The sequence below is a fragment of the Chitinimonas sp. genome (genome assembly GCF_041904975.1).
Lineage (GTDB): Bacteria > Pseudomonadota > Gammaproteobacteria > Burkholderiales > Chitinimonadaceae > Chitinimonas.
The window spans coordinates 1-17,093 of sequence record NZ_JAYRLZ010000071.1; the positions used below are offsets into that span (position 1 = coordinate 1).

A 17,093-nucleotide genomic window follows, 5' to 3' on the forward strand; every position below is an offset into this window, starting at 1 on the left:
CGGATGGCGGTAAGCACGTCTTGCAGCGCCTGGCGCGAGGCATCGTGCATGTGCACATCGCCTGCAGCGGTGCAGCGTAAGCCACAGGCCTCGGCGGCGGCCTGCAATTCGCGCAGGCGCGCCTTGTCGCGTGAGCCATAGTGCAGCTCGACGGCTACCCAGGCGCGGCCGGCGAAATATTTTGCCAGCCAGTGACCATCAGGCAGCGAGGGCGGCGAGTCGGGCAGCCAGAGGGCGAGCAGTCTGGACGATAGTGCGGCGAGCTGATCGCGCTCGAGCCGGTAGTGCCCTTTTTCTGCCTGGCGCCGCCCTTGGCTGATCAGCTGCGAGAGGTCGCCATAGGCTTCACGGTCCGGCGCGAGCAGGGCGACACGCAGCCCGTCAGCGAAGCTGAGCTCGGCGCCGACAATGAGTTTGATCCCATATTCCTTTGCTGCGACATGAGCTCGCACAATGCCGGCAAGCGAGCACTCGTCGGTGATGGCAATGGCCGCGTAACCGAGTCTCTGCGCGCGCTCCACCAGTTCTTCTGCGTGTGAAGCGCCGCGCTGGAAACTGAAGTTGGACAGGCAATGCAGCTCGGCGTAACGAGGAGCCATGATAATGAACATAGAGAACGAACGTTCTCTATGTTCGTCGCTTTATGTGTGAAGTGCAAGGGTGTGTGCCGCAGGCACGGCATTGAAAACTACCCGTGAAGAAAGGGTGGGAGCGGTTTTCGAGGGATAAACCAGGCAATGAATTTCATGGCCTGTTTTCCCGGCACATGCCCGCCATGCCGCCTGATCAACCAGGCGAGGCCGGGTAGTGTTTGGCAAGCAAGGCTGGCCGGCGATCGACAGCCTTTGGCATGGGGTCGTGTCTTCTTTGCGATGGCAATTCTGCCAATCCCTCTTTTCATGCCGGAGCATCGGGCATACTTTCGGGCTGGTGATTTCACACCTGACCTTTTTCCTCTCTCGAGCTTATTGCATATGAAAAAACTGACCCTGGCCGCGGTGGCCACACTGGTTTCATTGGGGGCGGCGGCTGCCGGGCCTGTTGCCATTGCTGTACCCGATGCGCTCAAGCTGCCTGCTGACCAAGTACTGACGCTGCAACTGAATGCGACTGGTTTCCAGATTTATGACTGCAAGCCCAGCAAGGCTGATGCCAGCAAGTTTGAATGGACCTTCCGCGCACCGGAAGCCGATCTGTTCGACGCGGCTGGTGCCAAGGTGGGTACGCATTTTGCCGGCCCGACCTGGAAATCGACCGATGACAGTACCGTGGTTGGCGAGGTGCTGGCCAAGGACCCCGGCCCTGATGCCAACTCGATTCCCTGGCTGCTGCTCAAGGCCAAGTCCAACAGTGGCAATGGTGTATTCGGCAAGGTAAGCAGCATTCACCGCCTGCAAACCATGGCGGGCAAGGCGCCGGTGGATGGTTGCAGCGCCGACAAGGCTGGTGCGGAAAGCCGCGTGCCGTACAAGGCGGTTTACAACTTCTATTCGGCCAAGTAAGTACCATACGCCATTTCCTAGAAGGCGCCCCCCTGGCGCCCTCTTGGCGTAAATGCGCCTTGGGGCGGTCCGTTTCTCGCACTATCCTTCGGAAGGATCGCTTTGTGGGAAACGGCAGGCCACCATGGTGTTTGGAATCTTCAAGAAACTGTTCGGCGGTGACGAAACCGCGCCGCCGCCCAATGCGGCCAAGGCGCCTCCCGCCGCGCCGGCCGGGGCGCCGCTTGGCAATACCCTGTCGCCTGCGCCCGGGCAGGCCGGTTTCGTTGCCGGCGCACCATCGGAAACCATGCTGCAGCGCGAGATCATGCTCGATCGTGATCTCAAGGTGATCGGCTACGATTTCCGCCTGCGCGACAGTGTGCTCAAGCGCAAGGACAAGATGGCGCACTCGGTCTGGCGGCTTTACGACGAAGTGCTGCTGCGCAACTTCCTGGCTGAGGAGGCCACCAAGGCGTTTGGCCAGAAGCGCATCTTTCTGGAAGTGTCGGTGTGGGCGCTCGACAGCCCGCTGTTGGCCAAGCTGCCCAAGGGGCGTTTCGTGCTGATGCTGCGCTACGACGCCGAGTTTTTTCACGATGCCATCGTGCATATGGACCGGCTTACCGCCCTGAAAAAGCATGGTTTCCAGCTGGGCTTTGATAATTTCCCGCTCAAACCCGAGCTGATCCCGCTGTTCTCGCTGGCCGACTATCACAAGATGAGCGTGTCAGAGCGCGATGTGTCGGAGCTTTCCAAGGAAGTATCGGCCATTGCCAATGCAGCGCCCGACGCGGAACTGGTGATGGGCGATATTCATTTCTTTGAAGAGCTGCAGGTTTGCCGGCAATTGCAGGTGCACCTGCTGCAGGGCAGCTATCTGCGCCGCAAGGAGGTGTCGGAAGAGGATGCGGTCGATGCCAGCTACTTGCGCCTGTTGGAAGTGCTCAATCTGGTGCGCAGCGAGGCCGAGCCCAATGTCATCGCTAATGCGATGAAATACGACCCGATGCTCAGCTTCAAGCTGCTGCGCTATGTGAATTCGCCCGGCGCCGGCCTCGTCGCCAAGGTGGAAACGCTCGATCGCGCCATGATCGTGCTCGGCAACAAGCAGCTGTACCGCTGGCTGACCTTGCTGCTGTTCAGCCACGAGCGGCAGGAAAGCGACCATAGCCTGCTGCTGGAAACCGCGCTGATACGCGCGCGCATGATGGAGACGCTGGGGGCGCGCCAGTTCAAGCGTGACGAGCTCGACCAGCTGTTCACCACCGGCATGTTCTCGATGCTGGATGCGCTGTTGCGTCAGCCCATGGCGGTGATACTCGGCAAGCTGAATCTGCCTCCCGACATCAATCAGGCCTTGCTCAACCACAGCGGCAAATATGGCTCGCTGCTGAGTGTCGCTCTGGCGTGTGAAGATGGTGACCTGCCGGACCTGCCGGAGTTGTTCGCCGCTGCCAATGTCAGCCGCAACGAGGTCAACAAGGCGCAGATCGAGGCGATGCTGTGGGTGGAAGAGGTGGTTTGAATCCCGCTTGATATGACGCACAGCCCGTCTTGCTGCCGGGCTGTGTGCTTTTTGCGTTTAGCCGCCCAAGGTCAGCTTCATTTGCTCGCAGGCCGCCACCAGGCCGCGGGTAATGCCAGGCTCCCAGGCGGAATGGCCGGCGTCCTGCACGATATGCAGCGCGGAGCCCGGCCAGGCTTGATGCAATTCCCAAGCCGACACCGGCGGGCACAGCACATCGTAGCGGCCCTGGATGGTGATCATCGGCAGATGACTGATCTTGCCGACCTGGGCCAGCAAGTCGTTTTCCGGCAGGAAGATGCGGTTGACGAAGTAATGCGCCTCGATACGGCCGACGCCGAGTGCAACATTATCGCTGCCATAGTTAGCCTGCACCGCTGGATCGGGATGCAGGGTGGCGCATTCACCTTCGTAGACGCTCCACATCTTGGCGGCTGGCAGATGGATATCCGGGTTCGGGTCGTTAAGGCGGCGGTGGTAATGCACCAGCAAATCACCGCGCTCGACTTCCGGCAGATAGTCGGCAAAGCGTTGCCAGGCCTCGGGGAAGAACTGGCGCATGCCGCGCATGAACCAGCTGATCTCCCACGGCCGGCACAGAAAGATGCCGCGCAACACAAAACCCAGGCAGCGCGCCGGATGCGCCTCGCCATAGGCCAGCGCCAGGGTGGAGCCCCAGGAGCCGCCAAATACCAGCCATTGCTCGATGCCGAGCAGCTCGCGCAGGCGCTCGATATCGGCGATCAGATGCTGGGTAGTGTTGTCGCGCAATTCCCCGACCGGCGTGGAGCGCCCGGCGCCACGCTGATCGAAGATCACGATGCGGTAAAACGCCGGGTCGAAAAACTGCCGATGCTTGGGGCTGGCGCCGGCACCCGGACCACCATGCAGGAACAGCACCGGCACGCCATCGGGATTACCTGATTCCTCCCAGTACATGGTGTGGAGGTCATCCAGCGGCAGCATGCCGCTGCGATTGGGTGCGATGGCGGGGTAGAGTTGGTCTCTCATGGTTTTTTACCGTACTTGGAATGGATTGGGGCCCTGCGGTATTGGCAGGGGGAAGATGGCTGCATTTGCCGGCAAGCTGCCGCCACGATGCTCAGGCAGACTCTCCGAGCAAGGTCAATACTGCCCGCCAGTGCCCAGGCTCGACCGGGGTGATGGATAGCCGGTTGCCGCGTGCCAGCAGCAACATGCCTTCGAGTTCGGGCGCGGCGCGCATCGCCGCAAGCGATAGATAGCGGGTCTTCTTTACCAGCTTGACATCCACCTGCTGCCAGCGTGGGTTGGCAGGGGTGGATTTGGCGTCGAAATACGGGCTGGCCGGGTCGAACTGGGTCGGGTCCGGGTAGGGGCCGGAGCAGACTTCGGCGATGCCGGCGACGCCGGGTTCGGCACAGCCACTGTGATAAAACAGCACTCTGTCGCCAATACGCATTGCATCGCGCATGAAGTTGCGTGCCTGGTAATTGCGCACCCCATACCAGCCTACCGTCTGCGCCGGCATGGCAGCCAGATCATCAATGCCGACATCATCCGGTTCGGCCTTCATCAACCAGTATTGCATTACCTTCCCTTTGGCTTGAACTGTGCTTGCCTGTGCGCGGCTTGCGGTAGGTGTTGCTGTGCCAGCCATCCATGCAGGGCCGCAGCGCCTACACTGTCTGGCAAAGGGGAAACTATGTCCGCTCCGACGCAATCGCTCAAGCTTCTTGTCGTGTCCTTGCTGATCAGCGTGCTGCTGGCGGCGGCCAAACTGGCGGCGGCGGTCTTGACCGGCTCCAGCGTGATGTATGCCGCCGCCGTGCAGGCCTTGGCCGACAGCCTTGGCCAAGCCTTGCTGATGGCGGGCAGCAAGGCGATCAAGCCGGCCCCCCTGCCCGACTTTCCCGTCGGCTGGGGCCATGCCGGCTACTTCTGGGCACAGATCGCCATCTTGCCGCTGTATTGCCTGAGCGCTTTTCTCGCCATCGATGAAACGGTGCACAAGCTGACCGAGCCGCAGGAAATCGAAGGCTACTGGCTGGCACTGGCGGTGCTGGCGCTCTCCTTGCTGATGCACGGTTTTGCCGGCTGGCAGCGCTGGCAGCGGCTCCGCCGCACCGATGTCAGGGCCGGGGCGAGCGAGCTGATCAGCTTGCGCTTGTTGCTGTTGCAGCACCTGGCCGCCTGCCTCGCATCGGCAATCGGCCTGGCCGCCCTGCTGCTCAGCCTGCTGCTGGAGCAGCCGCTGCTCGATGCGCTGGGCAGCGCTGCCATGGGCATCATGATGCTGCTACTGGCCGCCTTGGCTGGACGGCAGCTGGTAGGCCAGCTATGCGGCCCGGCACCTGATATGGGGCTGCGTCACGCCATGGCCGCCTTCTTGCAGGCCGACCCGGCGGTGCGCCAGATACGGCAGTTGTGGATTACTGAACAAGGCCGGCAGCTGCGCGTCTGTGCCCGGCTTGACTTGACGAGCGAGGATGCCGAGGCGGTACTACAGCAGCGAGCCGAGCTCGAAACGCGCTTTCGTGGTCAGTTTCCGCAGGTGGACTGGCTCGCCCTTTGCCCTGAGTACACGCCGCCGCCCGAAACTCCGCATGCCTGAGCTGCGCTCAGTCTGCCACGTGAGGGGCATTGCCTCGATGCCGCAGCAGGCCGGATTCGCTGATGATGCCGTCCAGCCGTATATCGTGTACTTCGACCGGAAGCTGTTCGACGCGCTGGCAATCAAAGGCAATGCCATAGAGGCGTGGCTTTTTCCAATGCGTTTGCAGGCGGCGAAACGCCAGCGTGGCGTCGTAGTAGCCGCCGCCCTGGCCCAGGCGATTGCCAGCAAGGTCAAACCCCACCAGCGGCAGCAGGACCACATCAAGCTGGCGGGCCGCCAGCGTCTGGCGCGAGCGCTGTTCAGCAATGCCGAAACGATTCCTGCGCCAGGCCGAGGCGGCATGCCAAGCGCTGAAGCGCATCTTGCGGCCATGCGCTGGAATCTGCGGCAGATAGACGCTGACACCGTGCAAGGCAGCTTGCTCCAGCCAGCTGCGCAAGGACAGCTCCGTCCCGAAAGCCATATAGGCGGCGACGCGCTGGCCGCGCCGGATCAGTCGCCGCAACTGCCTGGCAACCGCGACTTCGGCCTGTCGGCGCTGTAGCGGCGTCAGGGCGCGGCGGCGCTGGCGTAACTGGCGGCGTAGCGCGGTTTTGTCGGTCATCAGGGTAATGGCGGGGAGTGGGGATCCCCGCGGGCGCCGTCCCGGCTCACATCTTGAACCTGACGGTTCAAGTGGTCGCCAGCAGTGCGCCATCAGGTACATCCTCCAAAGGGATGCGCACAACAGGCGCGACTAGCCGAACAACCCGGTCCTAAATATTGGTTCAAAGAATATCGAACCGGAACGAGCGCCGCAGGGAAACTGGGAAATCGTGACGGGGAAGGTCAGAACAACTGCTGCTGTTCTTTCAGTGCCTCGTCGATGGTGTCCTGCATCCGGCCGATTCTACGCCTAAAGTCGGCAACGTCAAAACCGCCGGCAATGCGCGTGTTCATGAATTCATGCGCAATATTGAGCGCGGCCATGATGGCGATCTTGTCAATCCCCATCACATTGCCGCTATCACGTATGCCGCGCATCTTCTGATCCAGCATGTCCACTGCCTGCAGCAGGGCGGCTTCTTCGGCCGGCGGGCAGGCAATGCGGAATTCGCGACCCATGATGGTCACGTCAAGCTGCTTGATATCGCTCATGCTGGCTCTTCCTCGGTGCCATCGAGCGGCAATTGCTCGATCAGCGCCTGCACACGCACTTTGGCGCCATCGACCTTGTCGGCAAGGCGCTTGTTGTCGGCCTTGAGTTCGAGATTGCTTTGGCGCAGCGCGATGTTTTCGGCGCGCAACTGCTGGCACTGGGCGGCCAGCAGCGAGATGCGCTCTTCAAGACTTTGCAGTTCTGCTTCCATGATGGCGGGGTGTGCTCGGGAAACTGGATTCTAGTCGATTTTGCCGCCGCTACGCAGCAGGTCAAGTTTGGCGCACAGGGCGGTGGCGGCCGCGATCACGCGCGGGCCGGGCCGGCCCAGGGTATCGGCCGATGCGCTGAGGCGCGCCGTGCCGGCTGGCAGGGCGCGCCAGTGCGATAGCCATTGCTCGGCCACAGCGGGCTCTGCCAGCGCCACGATGGCATCGGGTTTCGCTGCCAGCAAGGCTTCCGGCGAAATCAGCGGCACCGCGGCGCGTTCCTGGCCAAACGGATTCTGCGTGCCACAGGCGCGCAATGCGGCTGCCACAAACTGCTGGTCGTTTACCGTCATGGCCGGGTCATTGCCAACCTGGGGCACCACCCGCAGCGGCCGGCTGCCGGCATAGCGTGCCTGCAGTGCTTGCCATCCTTGCTCGAACTCGCGCGCCTTGCCTTCGCCGGCTTGATCGATGCCGCCCAGCCGCCCCAGCGCGCGCATGGTGGCCGGGATGGCGCGGATATCTCCGGGCTGGCTGGCGAACACGGCAATGCCCAGCTCGCGCAGGCGCTTGGTGGCCGGCCCGGCCTGCGGCCCTTCCCAGGCAACGACCAGATCGGGCTTGAGCGCCACGATGGCTTCGACATTGAAGGCGCCATACTGGCCGACGCTGGGCAGACGGGCGAGCGATGCCGGGTAGTCGCTAGCGCCGTCGCGAGCCACCAGCCGCTCGCCCAAGCCGATATGGGCGAGAATCTCGCTGGCATGCGGGCTCAGGCTGACGATGCGTCGGGCTGGCGCTGCCAGGCTGACCGTGCGGCCGGCATCGTCAGGTGCACTCACCGCAGCCGGCGCCGGTACCGCCAGCAGGGCCGGCAGCATCAGGCGCAGGTACTGCCCGGCGCTCATGCGTCGGTCTCGGCTTGGTCGTCGTCTTCTGCCTCGTCCAGCGGCAGGTCGAGTGCATCGCCGGGGCGCTCCAGGCTGATACGGCCCAGGGTGCCGGCGCGAAAATCGGTCAGGATGCGTTCGGCCGCCTTTTGCGCATCGATACGATTGCCGCCGATCACACAGCCCAAGGCGCGCGCGGCCTGCTCGAACAGCACGTCACCAGGTTCGCTCATATCGGGCAGGCGGTAGCGGGTCTTGATCACATCCGGGTAGTGCAGCGCCAGCCAGCCCATGGCATACCAGGCCACATCTTCGGCATCAAAGGCATTGCGGCCGATGGTGCCGGACAGCGCCAGCTTGTAGCCATCATTGTTCGAGGCGATTTTCGGCCACATCATGCCGGGGGTATCGACCAGGATGGTGCCCTCGGGCAGCTCGATACGCTGCTGCGACTGGGTCACCCCCGGCGTATCGGCCACCTTGGCCAGCTTGCGCTTGGCCAGGGCATTGATCAGGGTGGACTTGCCGACATTGGGCACGCCGAGAATCATCGCCCGTACCGGCTTTTCGCCGCCGGTACGGTTGGGCACCAGCTCGCGGCACAGGGCCAGCACCTTGCCGGTGTCGCGCGCCTTGCCGGCTTCATCGAGGGTGATGACGGCGGTATTGGGCTGACTCTTGAAATGCTGCACCCACAGCGCGGTCACCTTCGGGTCGGCCAGATCGGCCTTGTTCAGCACCTTCAGGCTGGGGCGCTGCCGATGCATGCGCAGATCATGGATCAGCGGGTTGGTGGTAATGCGCGGCAGCCGGGCGTCCAGCACCTCGATGACCATGTCTACCTTGGCCATGGTCTCGGCGATCTGTTTTTTCGCCTTGTTCATGTGGCCAGGGAACCATTGAATTGCCATGAGATGCTCGCAGTCGGGTGGGGCGGCGATTATACAGGTGCAGCGAAGGCATTGATTAATCAATACAATGTCGGCCTTCGCCCAGCGGGTGTTACCAAGCCCATTGTAGGGCCATCTAGAGGCTGTTCCGCATGAAATCCACCTTCCGCCTGGCCATGGTTGCCCTGGTCCTTGTTCTGCTTGCGGCCGTGCTGTTTTACAGCAATGGCAGCCAGAGTAGCGCGCCATCGGTGCAATACACCTCGATCAAGGGTGAGCAGCTGCAGCAAGATGCCTTGCGCGGCAAGGTGGTGCTGGTGAATTTCTGGTATCCGACCTGCCCCGGCTGCGTGACAGAAATGCCGAAACTGGTTGATACCTACAAGAAATACCAGGCACGCGGCTATACCACGGTGGCGGTGGCGATGAATATCGATCCGCCCGCCTATGTTGCCGCCTTTGCCGAGAAATTCGGCCTGCCGTTTTTTGTCGCTTTCGATGCTGATGGCAGCCTGGCCAAGCGCTTTGGCGATGTCACGCTGGCGCCGACCAGCTTTCTGATCGATAAGCGCGGCCGCATTGTGCAGCGTTATCTGGGCGAGCCCGATATGGGCAAATTGCATGCCCTGATAGAGGAGAAGTTGGCGGAGTCCTGAAAAATCAGCCAGATAATGCGTGATTATTGACAGACGGCCGCTAATTGCGGCCGTTTGGTTTTGGGGGCTGCGCGTTTCCTGCCTAAGCTGACAGTCTGAATTCGGGGAGTAAGCTCATGATTTCGTGGAAAAACCATTTCCTGTATCTGGCGGACTATCAGCATTGGGCCAATGACCAATTGTTCGCTGCCCTCGACAAACTCTCCGATGAAGCCCGCAAACGCGACGAGGGCATGTTTTACAAAAGTATCCACGGCACCCTCAATCATCTGCTCGCCGCCAATCTGATCTGGCTGGGCCGCTTCAAGCAGGAGCCGGCCGACTACCGCTTCGACCAGATCCTGTTCGAGGATTGGCGCGAGCTGAAACTGGCTACCAAGCAGACCGTGCGGCAAAGCCAGCATTTCATCGAGGCGCAGCCGGCTGAATTCTTCGATGGCGAGCTGCGTTTCAAGAATGCATCGGGCAAGGAGCAAACCCATTGGGTGCACGACATCCTTACCCATCTGGCACTGCGGCTTGCTCATCACCGCGGCCAGGTAGCCGGGGTGGCGGCCCGCCTTGGCGCACCGGTGGTGGAAATGGACTATCTGGAGTACCGGCGCGATATGCAGGAAACGCTGTCGAATGCCCGCCAGGCATCCGGCCGCTAAAAGCCCGATCCGGCCAGAGCTGGCTCAGTGCCGGCGGTAAGGACAAACAACAACGCCACCCGTATGGGTGGCGTTGTTGTTTGCTGCGCTGTTAGATACGTACCGTAGCTGGCTTGCCTGCTGCGGCCGGTGCGGCTGCAATGCCCTGGTATTGCTTCATGCGGGCATCCCAGTCGCGCTTGGTGGCGGCATAGGTGCTGAGCTTGATATGACCGTAGCCACGGATCTGGCGGGTCAGCTCGACGATTTCGGCAGCGTCTTTCAGCTTGTCGGCGGTCAGGCCGGCCAGCAATAACTCCAGACTCTGCTCGAATTCGCCGATCAGGCGCCGTTCCACCACGCGATCTTCGGCGTAGCCGAATACATCGAGCTTGCTGCCACGCAGGCCCTTCATCTTGGCCAGCATGCCGAAGGCGCCCATTACCCAGCCACCGAGCTTGAACTTCTTCGCCTGGCCGTTCTTGGCCAGCCATTGCAGCCAGGTCGGGCCAAGGCTGAAGTTCAGCGTGTAGCTGCCGTCGAACTGCTCGGCCAGCTGCTTCTGGAATTCGCCATCGGTGTACAGACGCGCCACTTCATACTCGTCCTTGTATGCCAGCACCTTGTAGTAGGCGCGGGCTACCGCCCAGCTCAGCAACTCGGATTCCGGCGCCACGCGGCGCTCGGCGGCGCGCACCTTTTCAATGGCCGCGCTGAAGCGTGCGGCATAGGCGGCGTCCTGGTATTGAGTCAGGTCGGTGACGCGGCGGGCGATGAATTCGTCCAGCGTCTGGTTGGCCAGCTTGATTGCTTCGCGCACTTGCGGGAAGGCGATCTTCTCCACGGACATACGGTCGTGTGCGGCATGGCGGCCCCAGACGAAGGCCTGCTTGTTCATGTCGATGGCGGCGCCATTGAGTTCCAGCGCCTGCATGATGGCCGCTTCCGACACCGGAATCAGGCCACGCTGCCAGGCAAAGCCGAGCATGAACATATTGGTGGCAATCGAATCGCCCATCAGTGCGGTAGCGATCTGGGTGGCATCGACCACGTCGAACAGCTTCTCGCCCACCGCCTGCTGTACGGTATTGAGCATCGAATGCGCCGGGAACTTCATGTCCGGGTTCTTGGTGATGTCGCCAGTGGCGGCCTCATAGCCATTGAGCACCGCATGGGTGTACCCATGGCGCATCTTGGCCAGGCAGTCATTGGTGGCGGTCACCACCATATCGCAGCCGATCACCACATTGGCGTCGCCGGCGGCAATACGCACCGCATGCAGTGCGCTCTGCTTGCTGGCAAAGCGCAGGTGGGTGGTTACCGCCCCGCCCTTTTGTGCCAGACCGGTCTGATCCAGCACCGTCGCACCGATACCCTCGATGCGCGCAGCCACACCGAGCACTGCGCCGATGGTCACCACGCCGGTACCGCCGACGCCGGTAATCAGCACGCCCCATGGGTGATCGATATTCGGCAGGGTCGGGCTGGGCAGCGATGGCAGATTGGCAAAGGCATCCTTGCCCAGCTTGCTGCGCTTGGGTTTGACTTCGCCTTCCAGCGTGACAAAGCTCGGGCAATAACCCTTCAGACAGGAGAAATCCTTGTTGCAGGAGCTCTGGTCGATCTTGCGCTTGCGGCCGTATTCGGTCTCGACCGGAATCACCGACAGGCAGTTCGATTGCTTGCCGCAATCACCACAGCCTTCACACACCCGCTCATTGATGAACACGCGGCGCGGTGGATCGATCATCTTGCCGCGCTTGCGACGGCGGCGCTTTTCGGCGGCGCAGGTCTGGTCGTGGATCAGGATGGTGGTGCCGGGCAATTCGCGCAGCTGCTTCTGGATATCCATCAGCTCGTCGCGGTGATGGATGGTGACGCCAGCAGCCAGGCCTTGCACGCCCTGATACTTTTCCGGCTCATCGGTGGTGATGATGATCTTGTTGACGCCTTCGGCTTCCAGCTGACGGGTCAGCATCGGCACGGTGAGGGTGCCGTCCACGCTCTGGCCGCCGGTCATGGCCACCGCGTCGTTGTACAGGAGCTTGTAGGTGATATTGGTCTTGGCCGCCACCGACTGGCGGATGGCCAGGATGCCGCTGTGGAAGTAAGTACCGTCACCGAGGTTCACAAACATATGCTTGGTGTCGGTGAACGGTGCGATACCGGCCCAGGTCACGCCTTCGCCACCCATCTGGGTGAACATCTTGGTGCCGGGCGTGACCCACATCGCCATATAGTGGCAACCGATACCGGCCAGAGCCAGCGATCCTTCCGGCAGCTTGGTCGAGGTATTGTGCGGGCAGCCCGAGCAGAAATAGGGCTGGCGCAGGATGATGTCGCGCGGCTTTTTCAGCGCGTTTTCCTTTTCATCGAGGAACTTGAGCCGCTCTTCGATGATCGGGCTGGTGTAAAAGCGGGCAATGCGCGCGGCGATCACCCGGGCGATCATCGCCGGGGTCAATTCACCGGCGGCCGGCAGCAGCCATTGGCCTTCCGGCAGGGTCCATTCGCCCTTTTCATCGAACTTGCCGATGACGCGCGGGCGGACTTCTTCCTTCCAGTTGTACAGCTGCTCCTTCAATTGGTACTCGAGCACCTGGCGCTTTTCTTCCACCACCAGGATTTCATCGAGGCCTTCGGCAAAGTTATGCGTGCCGTTCGGCTCCAGCGGCCAGGTCAGGCCGACCTTGAAGATGCGCAGGCCGATGTCGGCGGCCAGTTTTTCATCGATGCCGAGGTCATCCAGCGCCTGCATCACATCGAGATAGCTCTTGCCGGCGGTCATGATGCCCAGGCGTGGCTTGGGTGAATCGACCACGATCTTGTTCAGGCCGTTGGCGCGCACATAGGCCAGCACCGCATACAGCTTATGGTGCAGCAGGCGCTCTTCCTGCACCAGGGGAGGATCGGGCCAGCGGATATTCAGGCCGCCTTCGGGCATATTGAAGTCGGTCGGCAGGGTGACCTTGATGCGGTCCGGGTCGACATCGACAATCGCCGACGATTCCACCGTATCGGAAATCGCTTTCAGGGTGACCCAGCAGCCGGAGTAGCGGCTCATTGCCCAGCCATGGACGCCATAGTCGAGGAATTCCTGCACGCCGGCCGGGTTCAGCACCGGCACCATAAAGGCGTCGAATGCATGGTCAGTCTGGTGCGGCAGGGTGGACGACTTGGCCGCATGGTCGTCACCGGCGATCAGCAGCACGCCGCCATGCTGGCTGGAGCCGGCTGCATTGCCGTGGCGGATCACATCACCGGAGCGATCAACACCCGGGCCCTTGCCATACCACATGGCAAACACGCCGTCGTACTTGGCACCCGGGAACAGGCCAACCTGCTGCGAGCCCCACACTGCTGTGGCACCAAGGTCTTCGTTGACGCCCGGCAGGAACTCGATCTTGTGCGGCTGCAGGAATTTTTTGGCACGCGCCAGTTCCTGGTCTACGCCACCGAGAGGGGAGCCACGGTAGCCCGAGATAAAGCCCGCGGTATTGAGGCCGGCGGCAGCATCGCGCTGACGTTGCAAGATGGGCAGGCGGACCAGGGCCTGGGTGCCGGTCATGAATACCTGGCCGGATTCCAGCGAGTACTTATCGTCCAGGGAAACGGGTTTTCCCATGATGTCTCCTTCAGATGTCGGGCGTCCGCAGCGAGGGGTTGGCAGCGGGTAGTGGGCAACTTCGTTTTAGCTTGTGGCCGGACGAAGCGCGGGGCCGCTTGGCCCCTGATGCGCGCGCATTCTAGGCGCTTTTTGAAGCATTTGCTCGGCTTATTTGACGTTAACGTCAATCAAGCCACATTGCGAACAAAGCAAGTGCTCGATTGACTACTTACTGGTTAGTAAGTATCTTCGCGATCAAGTACTTACAAAGTCGGGGTGATGCGCCTGCATCGCCTACAGTAAACGCATTGTCGCCCTTGCCGGGGCATGCCTGATAAACCGGAGACAACCATGGCTCATACCCGCTACCCGCATCTGCTCGCACCGCTCGATCTGGGTTTCACCACCCTGAAAAACCGTGTACTGATGGGCTCGATGCACACCGGCCTTGAAGAATCGCCCAATGGCTTTGCGCGCATGGCGGCGTTTTATGCCGAACGTGCGGCCGGCGGCGTAGGCCTGATCGTGACCGGCGGCGTGGCACCCAATGAAGCGGGCCGGGTGTATGAAGGCGGCGCCATGCTGCATAACGCCGATGAAGTGGCGCACCACAAGATCGTCACCGACGCGGTGCATGCCGCTGGCGGCAAGATCTGTTTGCAGATCCTGCATACCGGTCGCTACAGCTTTCAGCCCAAGCCGGTGGCGCCGTCGCCGATCACCTCGCCGATTGCGTTTTACGAACCGCTGGAGCTGACGGAAGAGCAGATCCTGGCCACCATCGACGACTTCGCCCGCTGCGCGCAGCTGGCCAAGGAAGCCGGCTATGACGGCGCCGAGGTGATGGGCTCGGAAGGCTATCTGATCAACCAGTTCCTGGCCGCCAAGACCAATAAGCGCACCGACCGCTGGGGCGGCAGTTACGAAAACCGCATGCGCTTTGCCGTTGAAACGGTGAAAGCCGTGCGCGAGCGGGTCGGGCGCGACTTCATCATCATCTATCGCCTGTCGATGCTGGATCTGGTCGATAACGGCTCGGTACTGGATGAAACCATTCAACTGGCCAAAGCGGTGGAAGCGGCCGGCGCCACCATTATCAATACCGGCATTGGCTGGCACGAAGCACGCATCCCCACCATTGCCACCATGGTGCCGCGGGCTGGCTTTACCTGGGTGACGCAGAAGCTCAAGGGCAAGGTCGGTATTCCGCTGATCACCACCAACCGCATCAATATGCCCGACGTGGCCGAAGAAGTGCTGGCCCGTGGTGATGCCGATATGGTGTCGATGGCCCGCCCCTTCCTCGCCGACAGCGACTGGGTGAAGAAGGCCGAGGAAGATCGCGCGCTCGATATCAACACCTGCATCGGCTGCAACCAGGCCTGCCTTGACCATATCTTCCAGGCCAAGATGACTTCATGCCTGGTCAACCCGCGCGCCTGCCATGAAACCGAGCTGAACTACACCCCGGCCGCCGCCAAAAAGAAACTGGCCGTGGTCGGCGCCGGTCCGGCCGGCCTCGCCTTTGCGTCGGTTGCTGCCGAACGCGGCCATGAGGTGACCTTGTTCGAAGCGGCCGGCGAGATCGGCGGCCAGTTCAATGTGGCCAAGAAGGTGCCGGGCAAGGAGGAATTCCACGAAACCCTGCGCTACTTCAAGCGCAAGCTCGACCAGACCGGGGTGAGGGTGCGTCTGAACCACCGCGCTACTGCTGGCGAGCTGAGCGAGTTCGATGAGGTGGTACTGGCCACCGGCATTGCCCCGCGCAAGCTCGACCTGCCCGGTATCGACCACCCCAAGGTGCTCAGCTATCTGGATGTGCTGCGTCATGGCAAGCCCGTGGGCAAGCAGGTCGCCATCATCGGCGCAGGCGGTATCGGCTTTGATACCGCTGAGTACCTGACCACCGAAGGCACGCCAACCAGCCTGGATATCGATGGCTTCCTCAAGGAATGGGGCATCGACAAGACCCTGGGTGAAAAGGGCGGCCTGAAGGCCGAAGGGCCGAAGCCACACGCCTCGCCGCGCAAGGTATGGCTGCTGCAGCGCAAGACCAGCAAGGTGGGTGATGGCTTGGGCAAGACCACCGGCTGGATTCATCGTCAGAGCCTGAAGATGAAGGAGGTCGAGATGATTTCCGGCGTGAGCTACGACAAGATCGACGATGCCGGCCTGCATATCACGGTGAAGGGCCAATCGTCGGTGCTGCCGGTGGATAACGTCATCATCTGCGCCGGCCAGGAACCGCTGCGCGAGCTGGAAGACGCGCTGAAGGCGGCCGGCAAGACCGTGCACCTGATCGGTGGCGCCGATGTGGCAGCCGAGCTGGATGCCAAGCGGGCGATCAATCAGGGCTCGCGACTGGCTGCGGCTATCTGAGCGCAATACGGGCCGGCTGAGCCGGCCGGCCCAAGGGTGATGCTTGCCGCCGCCGATTGATACGATGCAAGCGGCGATGGCTTCTGGTACAAACTGGCGCGATGCAGCTCAATATCCATGGCCAGATCAGTGACATCGCCGTAAAGGAGTGGGACGCGCTGGCCGGTGGCCAGCCCTTCCTGCGCCATGCCTTCCTGCAGACCCTGGAGCAAACCGGCTGTGTCGGCGAGGGCACCGGCTGGCAGCCGTTGCACGCCACCTTGCGCGACGATGCCGGCGCGCTGCAAGCGGCCATGCCGCTCTACATAAAGCAGCACTCCTGGGGCGAATATGTATTCGACTGGGCCTGGGCCGATGCCAGCCAGCGCGCCGGCCTGCCCTATTACCCCAAGCTGCTTGGCGCCATTCCATTTACCCCGGTGCCGGGTATCCGCTTGCTGGGTAATGATCCGGCCTGCAAAAGCCTGCTATTGGGCGGCATCATGGATCTTGCCGGGCAATATGATCTGTCGGGCGTTCATATCCTGTTTCCGCCTGCCGACGATGCGGGTCTGTTCGAGGCGGCCGGCTTGATGCCGCGCCATGGCGTGCAGTTTCACTGGCATAACCGGCAGTACCGCGATTACACGGAATTTCTCGGCAGCCTCAGCCACGACAAACGCAAGAAGTTGAAGCAGGAGCGGCGCAAGGCGGCGGAATCCGGATTGCGCATGGTGCGCAAGGTCGGCAGCGATATCAGCGAGGCAGATTGGCAGTTTTTCTATCAGTGCTACTGCCAGACTTACCTGCAGCACCGCAGCTCGCCCTACCTGACCTTGCCGTTTTTCTTGCGCCTGGCGGAAACTCTGGGCCAGCACTGCCTGCTGGTCATGGCACTTGACGGCAATCAACCGGTGGCTGCCGCACTGAACCTGTTTGATGGCGAACGGCTGTATGGCCGCTATTGGGGGGCGAAGCACTTCGTGCCGTCATTGCACTTCGAGCTGTGTTACCACCAGGGTATCGAATTCGCTATCGAGCGGGGCTTGCAGGTGTTTGAAGGCGGCGCGCAGGGCGAGCACAAACTGGCGCGCGGCTTTGAGGCGGT

At 61.9% G+C, this 17,093-nt stretch carries 16 protein-coding genes and 1 other RNA gene; 7 read left to right on the forward strand and 10 right to left on the reverse strand.

Going from position 1 to position 17,093, the window contains the following annotated elements:
* On the reverse strand, window positions 1-599 hold a 599-nt coding region (locus ACE3OH_RS08895; protein ID WP_374351006.1), incomplete at its 3' end, for a PHP domain-containing protein.
* A gap of 375 nt (window positions 600-974) precedes the next feature.
* Here ACE3OH_RS08895 and ACE3OH_RS08900 point away from each other — a divergent pair.
* Both ACE3OH_RS08900 and ACE3OH_RS08905 read left to right on the forward strand, forming a co-directional pair.
* On the forward strand, window positions 975-1,502 hold the full coding sequence (locus tag ACE3OH_RS08900; protein ID WP_374351008.1) for a DUF3455 domain-containing protein: 528 nt from the start codon (window positions 975-977) through the stop codon (window positions 1,500-1,502).
* A gap of 124 nt (window positions 1,503-1,626) precedes the next feature.
* Complete coding sequence (locus tag ACE3OH_RS08905) at window positions 1,627-3,009, forward strand: EAL and HDOD domain-containing protein (RefSeq protein ID WP_374351010.1); 1,383 nt, start codon at window positions 1,627-1,629, stop codon at window positions 3,007-3,009.
* A gap of 57 nt (window positions 3,010-3,066) precedes the next feature.
* Here the strand turns inward: ACE3OH_RS08905 and pip are convergent, their stop codons facing one another.
* Together pip and ACE3OH_RS08915 are read right to left on the reverse strand one after the other, a co-directional pair.
* The gene (gene pip / locus ACE3OH_RS08910) at window positions 3,067-4,020 is read right to left on the reverse strand and encodes a prolyl aminopeptidase (protein WP_374351012.1); all 954 of its coding nucleotides are present in this window, start codon (window positions 4,018-4,020) and stop codon (window positions 3,067-3,069) included.
* Window positions 4,021-4,111: 91 nt separating this feature from the next.
* Window positions 4,112-4,579, reverse strand: a complete 468-nt coding sequence (locus tag ACE3OH_RS08915) for an EVE domain-containing protein (RefSeq protein ID WP_374351014.1) — start codon at window positions 4,577-4,579, stop codon at window positions 4,112-4,114.
* A gap of 114 nt (window positions 4,580-4,693) precedes the next feature.
* On the opposite strand from ACE3OH_RS08915, the gene ACE3OH_RS08920 reads away from it, so the two are divergent.
* Window positions 4,694-5,602, forward strand: a complete 909-nt coding sequence (locus tag ACE3OH_RS08920; protein ID WP_374351016.1) for a cation transporter — start codon at window positions 4,694-4,696, stop codon at window positions 5,600-5,602.
* A 7-nt stretch (window positions 5,603-5,609) separates the two neighbouring features.
* Here the strand turns inward: ACE3OH_RS08920 and ACE3OH_RS08925 are convergent, their stop codons facing one another.
* The 6 genes from ACE3OH_RS08925 to ylqF form a co-directional block, all read right to left on the reverse strand.
* On the reverse strand, window positions 5,610-6,209 hold the full coding sequence (locus ACE3OH_RS08925) for a 5-formyltetrahydrofolate cyclo-ligase (RefSeq protein ID WP_374351018.1): 600 nt from the start codon (window positions 6,207-6,209) through the stop codon (window positions 5,610-5,612).
* Window positions 6,210-6,229: 20 nt separating this feature from the next.
* Window positions 6,230-6,411, reverse strand: a non-coding RNA gene (ssrS, locus tag ACE3OH_RS08930) — 6S RNA.
* Window positions 6,412-6,433: 22 nt separating this feature from the next.
* A complete protein-coding gene (locus ACE3OH_RS08935) occupies window positions 6,434-6,742 on the reverse strand; it encodes a cell division protein ZapA (RefSeq protein ID WP_374351020.1) in 309 nt (102 codons plus the stop codon).
* Window positions 6,739-6,954, reverse strand: coding sequence for a hypothetical protein (locus ACE3OH_RS08940; protein ID WP_374351022.1), 216 nt, complete (start codon window positions 6,952-6,954; stop codon window positions 6,739-6,741). Before ACE3OH_RS08940 ends, ACE3OH_RS08935 begins: the two co-directional genes overlap by 4 nt.
* A gap of 30 nt (window positions 6,955-6,984) precedes the next feature.
* A complete protein-coding gene (locus ACE3OH_RS08945) occupies window positions 6,985-7,860 on the reverse strand; it encodes a helical backbone metal receptor (protein WP_374351024.1) in 876 nt (291 codons plus the stop codon).
* A complete protein-coding gene (gene ylqF, locus ACE3OH_RS08950) occupies window positions 7,857-8,753 on the reverse strand; it encodes a ribosome biogenesis GTPase YlqF (protein ID WP_374351026.1) in 897 nt (298 codons plus the stop codon). The genes ACE3OH_RS08945 and ylqF overlap by 4 nt, the downstream gene beginning before the upstream one ends.
* Window positions 8,754-8,884: 131 nt before the next feature.
* Here ylqF and ACE3OH_RS08955 point away from each other — a divergent pair, with 131 nt between their 5' ends.
* Together ACE3OH_RS08955 and ACE3OH_RS08960 are read left to right on the forward strand one after the other, a co-directional pair.
* Window positions 8,885-9,388, forward strand: a complete 504-nt coding sequence (locus ACE3OH_RS08955) for a peroxiredoxin family protein (RefSeq protein ID WP_374351028.1) — start codon at window positions 8,885-8,887, stop codon at window positions 9,386-9,388.
* 116 nt (window positions 9,389-9,504) lie between these two features.
* Entirely contained in the window at window positions 9,505-10,041 is a 537-nt protein-coding gene (locus tag ACE3OH_RS08960; protein WP_374351030.1) for a DinB family protein, read from the forward strand.
* 91 nt (window positions 10,042-10,132) lie between these two features.
* Here the strand turns inward: ACE3OH_RS08960 and ACE3OH_RS08965 are convergent, their stop codons facing one another.
* Window positions 10,133-13,645, reverse strand: a complete 3,513-nt coding sequence (locus ACE3OH_RS08965; protein ID WP_374351034.1) for an indolepyruvate ferredoxin oxidoreductase family protein — start codon at window positions 13,643-13,645, stop codon at window positions 10,133-10,135.
* A gap of 333 nt (window positions 13,646-13,978) precedes the next feature.
* On the opposite strand from ACE3OH_RS08965, the gene ACE3OH_RS08970 reads away from it, so the two are divergent.
* The gene (locus ACE3OH_RS08970; protein WP_374351036.1) at window positions 13,979-16,006 is read left to right on the forward strand and encodes an FAD-dependent oxidoreductase; all 2,028 of its coding nucleotides are present in this window, start codon (window positions 13,979-13,981) and stop codon (window positions 16,004-16,006) included.
* 101 nt (window positions 16,007-16,107) lie between these two features.
* A partial coding sequence (locus tag ACE3OH_RS08975; protein WP_374351038.1) for a GNAT family N-acetyltransferase occupies window positions 16,108-17,093 on the forward strand: 986 nt, incomplete at its 3' end.

What these genes read in the sequence shown, in the direction of transcription:
- ACE3OH_RS08900 (WP_374351008.1), top strand. Translation starts at nt 975, where the DNA reads ATGAAAAAACTGACCCTGGCCGCGGTGGCCACACTGGTTTCATTGGGG.
- ACE3OH_RS08905 (WP_374351010.1), top strand. Translation starts at nt 1,627, where the DNA reads ATGGTGTTTGGAATCTTCAAGAAACTGTTCGGCGGTGACGAAACCGCG.
- pip (WP_374351012.1), bottom strand. Translation starts at nt 4,020, where the DNA reads ATGAGAGACCAACTCTACCCCGCCATCGCACCCAATCGCAGCGGCATG.
- ACE3OH_RS08915 (WP_374351014.1), bottom strand. Translation starts at nt 4,579, where the DNA reads ATGCAATACTGGTTGATGAAGGCCGAACCGGATGATGTCGGCATTGAT.
- ACE3OH_RS08920 (WP_374351016.1), top strand. Translation starts at nt 4,694, where the DNA reads ATGTCCGCTCCGACGCAATCGCTCAAGCTTCTTGTCGTGTCCTTGCTG.
- ACE3OH_RS08925 (WP_374351018.1), bottom strand. Translation starts at nt 6,209, where the DNA reads ATGACCGACAAAACCGCGCTACGCCGCCAGTTACGCCAGCGCCGCCGC.
- ACE3OH_RS08935 (WP_374351020.1), bottom strand. Translation starts at nt 6,742, where the DNA reads ATGAGCGATATCAAGCAGCTTGACGTGACCATCATGGGTCGCGAATTC.
- ACE3OH_RS08940 (WP_374351022.1), bottom strand. Translation starts at nt 6,954, where the DNA reads ATGGAAGCAGAACTGCAAAGTCTTGAAGAGCGCATCTCGCTGCTGGCC.
- ACE3OH_RS08945 (WP_374351024.1), bottom strand. Translation starts at nt 7,860, where the DNA reads ATGAGCGCCGGGCAGTACCTGCGCCTGATGCTGCCGGCCCTGCTGGCG.
- ylqF (WP_374351026.1), bottom strand. Translation starts at nt 8,753, where the DNA reads ATGGCAATTCAATGGTTCCCTGGCCACATGAACAAGGCGAAAAAACAG.
- ACE3OH_RS08955 (WP_374351028.1), top strand. Translation starts at nt 8,885, where the DNA reads ATGAAATCCACCTTCCGCCTGGCCATGGTTGCCCTGGTCCTTGTTCTG.
- ACE3OH_RS08960 (WP_374351030.1), top strand. Translation starts at nt 9,505, where the DNA reads ATGATTTCGTGGAAAAACCATTTCCTGTATCTGGCGGACTATCAGCAT.
- ACE3OH_RS08965 (WP_374351034.1), bottom strand. Translation starts at nt 13,645, where the DNA reads ATGGGAAAACCCGTTTCCCTGGACGATAAGTACTCGCTGGAATCCGGC.
- ACE3OH_RS08970 (WP_374351036.1), top strand. Translation starts at nt 13,979, where the DNA reads ATGGCTCATACCCGCTACCCGCATCTGCTCGCACCGCTCGATCTGGGT.